This is a genomic window from Roseateles sp. P5_E11, assembly GCF_054049355.1.
On record NZ_JBFUMO010000217.1, the window covers coordinates 1 to 8937 of the forward strand.

An 8937-nucleotide genomic window follows, 5' to 3' on the forward strand; every position below is an offset into this window, starting at 1 on the left:
GGCCGAGACCGCGTCGAAGCGCCCGCCAAAGCCCTGGGGCCACAGCTCGTGATACGCGAAGAACACGGCCAGGTTGAGGATGACGCCGACGACTGCCGCCGTGATGGCCGTCAGCGGCGCCGTGAACTGCAGCTTGCCGTGCGTGGACTCGATGACCGGGCCGCCGGCCAGGATGAAGACAAAGGACGGCAGGAAGGTGAAGAAGGTGACGACGCTCGCCGCCGCGGCGCCGGCCAGGAAGAGCGAGTCCGGCCCGAAGAGCTGCTTCACCCAGCCGCCGACGAAGCCGACGAAAGCGACCACCATGATCAGCGGCCCCGGCGTCGTCTCGCCCAGGGCCAGCCCGTCGATCATCTGCGTGCCGGTCAGCCACTGGTGCTGCTCGACGGCGCCCTGGTAGACATAGGGCAGCACCGCATAGGCGCCGCCAAAGGTCAGCAGCGCGGCCTTGGTGAAGAACCAGCCCATCTGCGTCAGCGCGCCTTGAAAACCGTGGGCGGCGACCAGGCCGGCCATGGCGGCCAGCCACAGCCCGAGGCCGATGGCGAGCACGCGGGCCAGGCGGCTGCGGCTGAAGCGGGCATGGGGTGGCGTCGGCGTGTCGTCGTCGATGAGGGCCGGGCCGTAGCCCTGCTTGGCAGCACCGTGGCCGCCGCCGAGGGCGAAAACCTGCGGCGCCAACCGGCCGCCGATGTGGCCGATGAGGGCAGCGGCCAGCACGATCAGCGGGAAGGGTGCGTCCAGCGCAAAGATGGCGACAAAGGCGGCGGCAGCGATGCCCCACAGCCAGCCGTTCTTCAGCGCCCGCGTGCCGATGCGGTGGGCCGCATGCACGACCAGGGCCGTCACCGCGGGCTTGAGGCCATAGAAGAGGCCGGCCACGACGGGCAGCTTGCCCCAGGCCATGTAGACCCAGGCCAGCGCGACGAGGATGAAGAGGGACGGCAGCACGAACAGCGCGCCGGCGACGATGCCGCCCCAGCTGCGATGCATCAGCCAGCCGATGTAGGTGGCGAGCTGCTGGGCCTCGGGGCCGGGCAGGACCATGCAGTAGTTCAGCGCATGCAGGAAGCGCTTCTCGCTGATCCAGCGGCGGCGCTCGACCAGCTCGGTGTGCATGATGGCGATCTGCCCGGCCGGCCCGCCGAAGCTGATGAAGCCGAGCTTGAGCCAGAAGCGGAAGGCTTCCCAGAAGCTGACGGGGCGGGGCGGCGAGTCGATGGCGGGGCTCCGGGCTGAAGACGGTCAGCCGCAATGTAGGGCCTGTTCAACGGGCCTGCGCCTTCGCGATGCTGTCGCGCAGCGAGGCGGCGATGTCGCTGTCGGCCGGCACCTCGGCCAGCACGCGGCGCCAGTAGCCCACAGCCGCCGCCGTGTCGCCGCGCTCATGGGCGGCGCTGCCGAGCAGGGCCAGCGTGGGCACATGGTGCGGGTCGAGCTTCAACGCGCGTTGCAGCAGCGCCTCGGGCTCACCAGCGAGGCCCCGGCCTTGCACCAAAGCGAGGGTGACGGCGTGCTGGCTCAAGGGCTGCGGGTCGGCGGGGCGCAGGCGTTCGAGTTGCGCGTAGGCGGGCAGGGCGTCCTGCGGGCGGCCCAACTGCTCGTAGGCGCGGGCCAGCAGGGCCCAGCCTTCGGCGTCGTCGGGCGTGCGCTGCAGACGGTCGGCCAGGCGCTGCACCATCTGCTGAACGGGGTTGGCGGGCAGCGCAGGCGGCGGGTTGATGGCGTCGGGTCGGCCGAGTTGGACGTAGAGCAGGCTGGCAGCGAGCGGCAGGGCCAGTCCCAGGACTGCAGCGGTGCGCCATGCGCGTGGGCTGTTGGGGCCCAGCAGGGCCGGCGCGAGAGGCAGCAGCGAGGCCAGCGTCAACACGACGGCGGCGAGGATGAATAGGCTCACCGCGGCTCCTCGCGCCGCCGGCCCTGGCGCAGATAGACACCGGCACCGATGGCCAGCAGTGCCAGCGGCCCGAACCAGAGCGGCGCCGTGCCGGCGTGCAGGGCGGGGCGGTAGAGCACCTGCTCGCCATAGCGCTGCACCAGCTCCTCACGCAGCTCGACTTCGCTGCGGCCGGCGGCCAGGCCTTCGCGCAGCTGGCGCTTCATGTCGACGGCCAGCGGCGCGCTGGACTCGGCCACGCTCTGGCTCTGGCAGACGACGCAACGCAGCTCCTGAGCCAGACGTTCGACGCGGGTATCGAGGTCTTCAGCCCGGGCATTGAAGGCCGCGGCCAGCAGCAGGGGCGCGACGAGGCTACGCACGCTTCAACCTCGCGATCAGGGGCAGCAGGCGCTTGTTCAGGTCCTCCGCCGTGACCGGCCCCGTGAGCCGCAGCCGCACGACGCCGCGACGGTCGATGACAAAGGTTTCGGGCACGCCGGTGATGCCCCAGGCCAGGCTGCCCTTGCCTTGCGGGTCCAGCCAGGTCAGCGCATACGGGTTGCCGTGGCGCTTCAGGAAGGCCAGGCCCAGCTCGGGCGTGTCGCGGTAGTCCAGGCCGACGACGCGCACGCCGCTCTGTTCGGCGAGCTGACCCAGCACCGGCAGCTCGGCGCGGCAGGGCGCGCACCAGGAGGCGAACACATTCAGCACCCAGACCTGGCCTTGCAAAGCCAGGCTTTCGCCGTCCAGGCGCTCGAGGTCGAGCACGGGAGCAGGTTTGCCGATCAAGGGCGAAGTGGGCTCCGCCAGGGCATCTCGGTTCAGGCCGCGTGCGAGCAGCGTAACGAGGGCTGCGCTGGCCAGCAGCGGAACGAGGGTGGCGAGCTTGGGTTTCATGGCGTCGAGAGCGCGGGGACGAAGTTGGGCTGCAACTCGGCGCGCGGGCTGCGTCCCCGAGCGAGTGCGCCCCAGAGGCCGCCGACGGCCATCAGCAGCGCGCCGATCCACACCCAGCTCATGAAGGGCTTGATCTGCAGGCGCAGCGCCCAGCGCCCGTCGACATCGGCATCGCCCAGGCTGACGTAGACGTCGCGCCACGGGCCGCGCGAGATGGCCGCCTCGGTCATCGCAGACTGCCGACGGGTATAGACGCGCTTCTCCGGCGACAGCGTGATGACCTCACCGCCGTGTTGCCACACCAGCTTGGCCCGGGCGGCGCGGTAGTTGGCGCCGTCCACGGCCTCCAGCCTTTCGAAGCGCAGCAGATGGCCTGCCACGCGCACCTGCTCGCCAGGCGCGAGTTGCAGGTCATGCGCCTGCTCCAGGCTGCGCACCAGCGTCACGGCCAGCACGAAGACGGCGATGCCGGCATGCGCCAGCCACAGCGGCAGGCTGTGCCGCCAGGCGGCGCGCTGGTGCCAGGCGAGTGACAGCGTGCCGCCGAGCGCCCACAGGCCGGTGGCGATGCCGGCAGCCAGCCACAGCGAGCCTTGCAGTGCGACGGCCAGCACCGCAGCGCTCGCGAGCGCGGTCAATGCCAGCGGCAGCAACGGCTTCACGGCACCCAGTGCCGCCACCCGCCAGCGCGCCAGCGGCCCGACGACGAGCAGGGCGACGAGGGGCAGCATGATGGGCGGGAAGACGGTATCGAAGTAGGGGGCGCCGACCGACAGCTTGGTGCCCGAGATAACTTCGGCCGCCAGCGGGTAGAGCGTGCCCAGCAGCACGGTGCCCGTGGCCGTGGCCAGCAGCAGGTTGTTCAGCAGCAGCAGCGATTCGCGCGAGCCGAAAGCGTAGCCCTCGGCCGCGGGCAGGCGGCCCACGCGCAGCGCGTACAGCGTCAGCGACCCGCCCACGGCCAGCGCCAGCAGCGCCAGGATGAAGAGGCCGCGCGACGGGTCGCTCGCGAACGCGTGGACCGAGCTGACCACGCCCGAGCGCACGAGGAAGGTGCCCAGCAACGACAGCGAAAAAGCCAGCAGCGCCAGCAGCAGGCTCCAGCGCAGGAAGCCCGGCCGCTTGTCGGCCACGGCCAGCGAGTGGATCAGCGCGGTGCCCAGCAGCCAGGGCATGAAGGCGGCGTTTTCGACCGCATCCCAGAACCAGAAGCCGCCCCAGCCCAGTTCGTAATAGGCCCAGAAGCTGCCGAGCAGGATGCCGCCCGTCAGCGCCGACCACGCGGCCAGCACCCAGGGCCGGGCCCAGCGCGTCCAGCGCGCGTCGGGCGCGTCGTCCAGCAGGGCCGCCACCGCGAAGGCGAAGCCGACCGCGAAGCCGACATAGCCCATGTAGAGCAGCGGCGGGTGGGCCGCCATGCCGGGGTCCTGCAGCAGCGGGTTCAGGTCGCGGCCCTCCAGCGGCGCGGGCAGCAGCCGAGCAAAGGGGTTGGACGTGAAGGCGATGAAGGCGAGGAAGCCAGCCGCCACGGCGCCAAGCACGCCCTGCACGCGCGCCGCGAAGGCGGGCGGTAGCTTGCGGCTGCGGGCGGCCACCAGCGCGCCCCAGGCCGCCAGCATCCACACCCACAGCAGCAGCGAGCCCTCGTGCCCGCCCCAGCTCGCCGTGATGCGATAGCCCAGCGGCAGCTCGTGGCTGGCGTTGGCGGCGACGTAGGCGACCGAGGTGTCGAGCTGGATGAAGCTGGCGACCAGCGTGGCGAAGGCGGTGCTGACGAGGCCGAAGCCGACGGTGGCCAGGGGCCGCGCAAGAGCCATCCAGCGCGTGCGGCCGGACTGTGCGCCCCACAGCGGCAGTAGCGCCTGCGCGAGTGCGACCGCCAACGCCAGCAGCAGTGCGAACTGGCCGAGTTCGGGCGTCATCTTGCGCTCGCTTGTTTGAGCGCCGCGGCAGCCTCGGGCGGCATGTAGCTCTCGTCATGCTTGGCCAGCACCTCGTCGGCGACGAAGCCCAGGCCGGCCAGCTTGCCCTGCGCGACCACGCCCTTGCCTTCGCGAAACAGGTCGGGCAGCGGGCCGCGGTAGCTCACGGCGACGTCGCGTGCACCGTCGGTGACCGTGAAGCTCATCAGGCCGTCGGCGCCGCGCTGCACTGAACCAGGCGCCACCATGCCGCCGAGCCGAAAGCGCGTGCCGGCCGACGCTTCACCGCGCACGATCTCGCTGGGCGTGACGAAGAAGACGAGGTTCTGGCGGAAGGCCTTCAGCACCAGGCCTCCGGCCATTGCGAGCAGGGCCAGCATGGCGAGCAGGCCGAGGAGGCGGATGTGGCGGGGTTTCATCGGCGGAGGGACCACAGCTCGACGGCGATGCCTAGGGCCACGGCCGTGAGTGAAGCCCAGACATAGAACGCGTGGGCGCCGAAGAGCTCGCTCATGTCAGGCTCCCAAGCGCACGTGGCCAGCGCGCCTCGGACTCGACCCGGGCCTGCAGCAGCCGCCTCGCCCGCGCCAGCACGACAGCGCCGGCATAGGCCCAGAACCCCAGCGTCGACAGCAGCAGCGCCGCCAGCATCTCCGGCGCGATCGCGCTGCCGCGCGCTGTGATGGAGGCGCCCTGGTGCAGGGTGTTCCACCAGCTGACCGAGAAATACAGCACTGGCAGGTTCAGCGCGCCAACCAGCGCCAGCAGCGCGCCGGCCTGGTCGCCACGACGCGGGTCGTCGGGCGTGTCGACCGCCGAGGTCAGCGCGATGAAGCCGACATAGAGCAGGGCCAGCAGCAGGGCCGAGGTGAGGCGTGCATCCCAGACCCACCAGGTGCCCCAGGTCGGCCGGCCCCAGAGCGAGCCGGTCAGCAGCGTCAGCACGGCGAACAGGGCGCCGGTGGGCGCCAGCGCGCGCATCAGCACGAAGGCCAGGCGCGTCTTCCAGGCCAGGCCCCACAGCGCCCAGAAGGCCATGGCGCCGTAGCAGACCATGGCGATCCAGGCCGCCGGCACGTGCAGGTAGAGGATGCGGTAGGCCTCGCCCTGCTGGGCGTCGGTGGGCGCGATGAAGAGGCCGAGGGTGAGGCCGGTCGCTATGCCGAGTGCTGCCAGCAGCCACAGCGCGGGCAGCAGCCGGCCGGTCAGCGGCAGGAAGTGGGCGGGGCTGGCATAGCGCCAGAGCGGGTGCGGGGTGGTCATTCAATCCAACATCAGTGAGAGAGCGGCCGAGGTGGCCCAGGGGGCGAGGGCCAGCAGCACGGCCAGCCAGGCGCCGAGCAGCAGCAGGGCGGTGTCTGCATTCGCACCGCCTTGGGCCGCCGCAGTGCCGAAGACGAGCACCGGCACCTCCAGCGGCAGCAGCAGCAGGGCCAGCAAGCCGGCGCCGGCGCGCGCATGCAGCACCAGCGCCGCGCCCAGGCCGCCGAGCAGCGCCAAGGCGGGTGTGCCGAGCAGCAGGCTCAGCGCGAGTGGCGTCGGGTTGTCGATGCCGAAGGCCAGCGCCAGAAGCGGCGTGACGAGCACCAGCGGCAGGCTGCTTAAGGCCCAGTGCACGGCCAGCTTCAGCGCCACGGCAAAAGGGCGTGGCAGCGGCGCCAGCCACCATTGCTCCAGGCTGCCGTCGGCCAGGTCGGGTGCGAACAGGCGCGGCAGGGCGAGCAGGCTGGCCAGCAGAGCGGCAATCCACAGCAGGCCCGGCGCCAGCTCGCGCAGCCTAGCCGGCTCGGGCCCGAGACCCAGGGGAAACATGGCGGCCACGCCGACGACGAAGCCCAGAGGCGTCAGCCATTCGGCCGGCTGGCGCAGCGTGCTGGACCACTCCCGCCGGGCGAGCGCCGCGGCGGCCTGCAGAGCGACGCCCATCAAGGCCTCCCGAGCTGCAGGCTGCGGACGCTGCGCTTGAGCGGCAGGGCCTGGTGGCTGGTGAACACGACGCTGCCGCCTTCATCCGCATGCCGATCCAGGCGTTGGGCGATGCGATCGGCCATCGCGGCGTCCAGCGCGGCGAGCGGCTCGTCCAGCACCCACAGCGGTGCAACCCGGGGAAGCCACAACTGCGCCAGGGCGACGCGGCGGCGCTGGCCCTCGGACAGCTGGGCCAGGCGCAGCCCGGCGGCGTCGTCCAGGCCGACCGGCGCGAGTGCCGCCAGAGCCTGTCCTTCAGTGCAAGGACGCCCGGCCAGCGCGGCGCTGCTGCGCAGCTGTTCGATGACCGACAGCACGTCCTTGAGCCCGGGCCGGTGGCCGATGTAGAGCAACTCGCGCTCCACATGCACCCGCCCCGCGCGCGGCGCGCTGAGGCCGCAGATCAGCCGCAGCAGGCTGGTCTTGCCGCTGCCGTTGGCGCCCTGCACCCACAGCAGCTGGCCGGGATGCAGGGCCAGGTCCATCTCTTCGAACAGCGGCCGCGCCCCACGCGACTGGCCCACGCGCTGCAGGATGAGCACGGGTGGCGCAGAAAGGGAAGCGAGGGCGAGAGACATGCCCGCCACTCTAGGCAGCGGGCCATGCGGCGCCAACGAAGCAAAACGACTGAGCTATTTCAGTTGGCGCTGCTTTTCGCGCTCAAGCCGTCAGGCTTCGGGGCGCGGGATCAGAGTCCGGCGCGCCGCAGCCACGCCTCGGCGTCGGTCGGGTGAATCTCGTCCGCAGACCGCAGGTTGCGCAGCACGCGGTAGCGGCTTTCGATGCCCACCAGCATCAGCACCCGTTTGCCGGCATGCGCGTGCACGGCGTCGCGCAGCCGATCGGCGTGGTGCTGATCCCACTGGGCCTGCACCTGGGCAGCCTCCTGGCCCACCAGGCCCTCCTCGATCTCCCGCAGCGCAGCCACCAGCCGGTCCGTCTTCTCGCTGTTCACGTCGGCAGCAGAGCTCCACCCGCTGGCCAGCGCGCGATACGTGGCCTGCTTCAGCTCGTCGAGCGCCTTGGCGCCGGCCGGGTTCCGCTCACCGAAGGCCTTGTAAGCCTGGCCCACCGAGCCCGTCAGCTGATTGAACAAGGCTTCGTCCGGTTCCGATCCCAGAGCCGGGATGCCGGTGGCATCGAGGTAGGGAAAGATGACGTCGAGGTACTCGACCTTGCCGGGCCAGACCTTGCGGGTGCGCAGTTCCTTGGGTGTGACGTCCAACACCAGCACATCGGGCTTCACGGCCTCGATGACCTGGCGGAGCACGGGCAGGCCATAGGCCGGCACCAGCTTGTGCCGCGAGTACAGGGTGGAGACAACGAACACCTCGCCTTGGGTCGCCAGCGCCGCCCTGGTGGCAGCCGGCGCAGCCGCCAGCACGCCGAGCAAGACCCGTCTCGACCAGTCACGCCTCATGGGGTTCATGCAGATCCTGTGCCATTGAAGGCATGCAATCTAGGTCGGCGCGCGCATGAGGCATGGCCCATGCGACGAAACGGGCTGTGGCGCGATGGGCTTGGCTTATCCGCCTACAAACCCGCCGCCMGCGCCGCCAGCGTACCCAGCTCGCCATACAGCGGCAGCACATTGGTGCCTGCGGTTGGATGCACGCGGTTGGACAGCAGCACGAAAAAGCTGCGGCTCGTCGGGTCCAGCCAGAAGGCGCAGCCGGTGAAGCCGGTGTGGCCAAAACTGGTGGGCGGATAGAGGCTGCCGCGCGGGCGCGCATAGGGCGAGGCGATGTCCCAGCCCATGCCGCGCTGCTCTGCGAGGCCGGGCGGGGACTGCGGCRTCGTCAGCAGGGCCACGCTTTGCTCGGACAGCAGGCGTCGGCCGTCCTCGCCCACGCCGCCGGCCAGCAGCATGCGCGCGAAGCGGGCCAGGTCCGCCGTCGTCGTGAACAGGCCTGCATGGCCGGCCACGCCGCCCATCTTGCGGGCGGTCGGGTCGTGCACCTCGCCGCGCAGCACCTGGCCACCGGGCAACTTCTCGGTCGGTGCGACGCGTGAGGCGTCCATGCGGCGCAGCGGCAGATAGCCGCTGTCCATCATGCCCAGGGGCTGGAACAGGGCCTGCTCGGCCAGGCGTTCCAGCGCCACACCACTGGCGCGTTCGACGATCAGGCCGAGCAGGATGTAGTTGACGTCCGAGTAGCGGAACTGCGCGCCCGGCGCAGCGGCCAGGGGCAGGCCGCAGGCGATGCGCAGGGCGTCGTCCTTACCCGCCCAGTCGCCGGCGCCATTGCGGGGCAGGCCGGAGGGCAGGCC

Annotated in this window: 11 protein-coding genes; all 11 read right to left on the reverse strand. The window is 71.3% G+C overall.

The window, feature by feature from the left end:
* The coding region (chrA, locus tag ACXJKR_RS16740) for a chromate efflux transporter (RefSeq protein ID WP_457323788.1) at positions 1 to 1221 on the reverse strand (1221 nt) is incomplete at its 3' end.
* Between the two features lie 46 nt (positions 1222 to 1267).
* Complete coding sequence (locus ACXJKR_RS16745; protein ID WP_457323778.1) at positions 1268 to 1897, reverse strand: tetratricopeptide repeat protein; 630 nt, start codon at positions 1895 to 1897, stop codon at positions 1268 to 1270.
* On the reverse strand, positions 1894 to 2259 hold the full coding sequence (locus ACXJKR_RS16750; protein WP_457323779.1) for a cytochrome c-type biogenesis protein: 366 nt from the start codon (positions 2257 to 2259) through the stop codon (positions 1894 to 1896). The genes ACXJKR_RS16745 and ACXJKR_RS16750 overlap by 4 nt, the downstream gene beginning before the upstream one ends.
* Positions 2252 to 2776, reverse strand: coding sequence for a DsbE family thiol:disulfide interchange protein (locus ACXJKR_RS16755; RefSeq protein WP_457323780.1), 525 nt, complete (start codon positions 2774 to 2776; stop codon positions 2252 to 2254). Before ACXJKR_RS16755 ends, ACXJKR_RS16750 begins: the two co-directional genes overlap by 8 nt.
* Positions 2773 to 4698 carry a heme lyase CcmF/NrfE family subunit gene (locus tag ACXJKR_RS16760; RefSeq protein ID WP_457323781.1) on the reverse strand — a complete coding sequence of 642 codons (1926 nt, stop codon included), beginning with the start codon at positions 4696 to 4698 and terminating at the stop codon, positions 2773 to 2775. Before ACXJKR_RS16760 ends, ACXJKR_RS16755 begins: the two co-directional genes overlap by 4 nt.
* Positions 4695 to 5117 (reverse strand): cytochrome c maturation protein CcmE, encoded by a 423-nt coding sequence (gene ccmE / locus ACXJKR_RS16765; protein ID WP_457323782.1) that lies wholly within the window; start codon positions 5115 to 5117, stop codon positions 4695 to 4697. Before ccmE ends, ACXJKR_RS16760 begins: the two co-directional genes overlap by 4 nt.
* 91 nt (positions 5118 to 5208) lie before the next feature.
* Positions 5209 to 5961: a heme ABC transporter permease CcmC gene (gene ccmC / locus ACXJKR_RS16770; RefSeq protein ID WP_457323783.1), complete on the reverse strand. Its 753-nt coding sequence runs from the start codon at positions 5959 to 5961 to the stop codon at positions 5209 to 5211.
* On the reverse strand, positions 5962 to 6624 hold the full coding sequence (gene ccmB, locus ACXJKR_RS16775; protein ID WP_457323784.1) for a heme exporter protein CcmB: 663 nt from the start codon (positions 6622 to 6624) through the stop codon (positions 5962 to 5964).
* Positions 6624 to 7244 carry a heme ABC exporter ATP-binding protein CcmA gene (gene ccmA, locus ACXJKR_RS16780; protein WP_457323785.1) on the reverse strand — a complete coding sequence of 207 codons (621 nt, stop codon included), beginning with the start codon at positions 7242 to 7244 and terminating at the stop codon, positions 6624 to 6626. The genes ccmB and ccmA overlap by 1 nt, the downstream gene beginning before the upstream one ends.
* A gap of 110 nt (positions 7245 to 7354) precedes the next feature.
* The gene (locus tag ACXJKR_RS16785) at positions 7355 to 8095 is read right to left on the reverse strand and encodes a hypothetical protein (protein WP_457323786.1); all 741 of its coding nucleotides are present in this window, start codon (positions 8093 to 8095) and stop codon (positions 7355 to 7357) included.
* Positions 8096 to 8199: 104 nt separating this feature from the next.
* Positions 8200 to 8937 (reverse strand): serine hydrolase domain-containing protein (locus ACXJKR_RS16790; RefSeq protein WP_457323787.1); only part of this gene is annotated, 738 nt, incomplete at its 5' end.

Coding starts and splice junctions, on each gene's coding strand:
- ccmE (WP_457323782.1), bottom strand. CDS start 5,117: ATGAAACCCCGCCACATCCGCCTCCTCGGCCTGCTCGCCATGCTGGCC.
- ccmB (WP_457323784.1), bottom strand. CDS start 6,624: ATGGGCGTCGCTCTGCAGGCCGCCGCGGCGCTCGCCCGGCGGGAGTGG.
- ACXJKR_RS16755 (WP_457323780.1), bottom strand. CDS start 2,776: ATGAAACCCAAGCTCGCCACCCTCGTTCCGCTGCTGGCCAGCGCAGCC.
- ACXJKR_RS16760 (WP_457323781.1), bottom strand. CDS start 4,698: ATGACGCCCGAACTCGGCCAGTTCGCACTGCTGCTGGCGTTGGCGGTC.
- ccmC (WP_457323783.1), bottom strand. CDS start 5,961: ATGACCACCCCGCACCCGCTCTGGCGCTATGCCAGCCCCGCCCACTTC.
- ACXJKR_RS16785 (WP_457323786.1), bottom strand. CDS start 8,095: ATGAACCCCATGAGGCGTGACTGGTCGAGACGGGTCTTGCTCGGCGTG.
- ccmA (WP_457323785.1), bottom strand. CDS start 7,244: ATGTCTCTCGCCCTCGCTTCCCTTTCTGCGCCACCCGTGCTCATCCTG.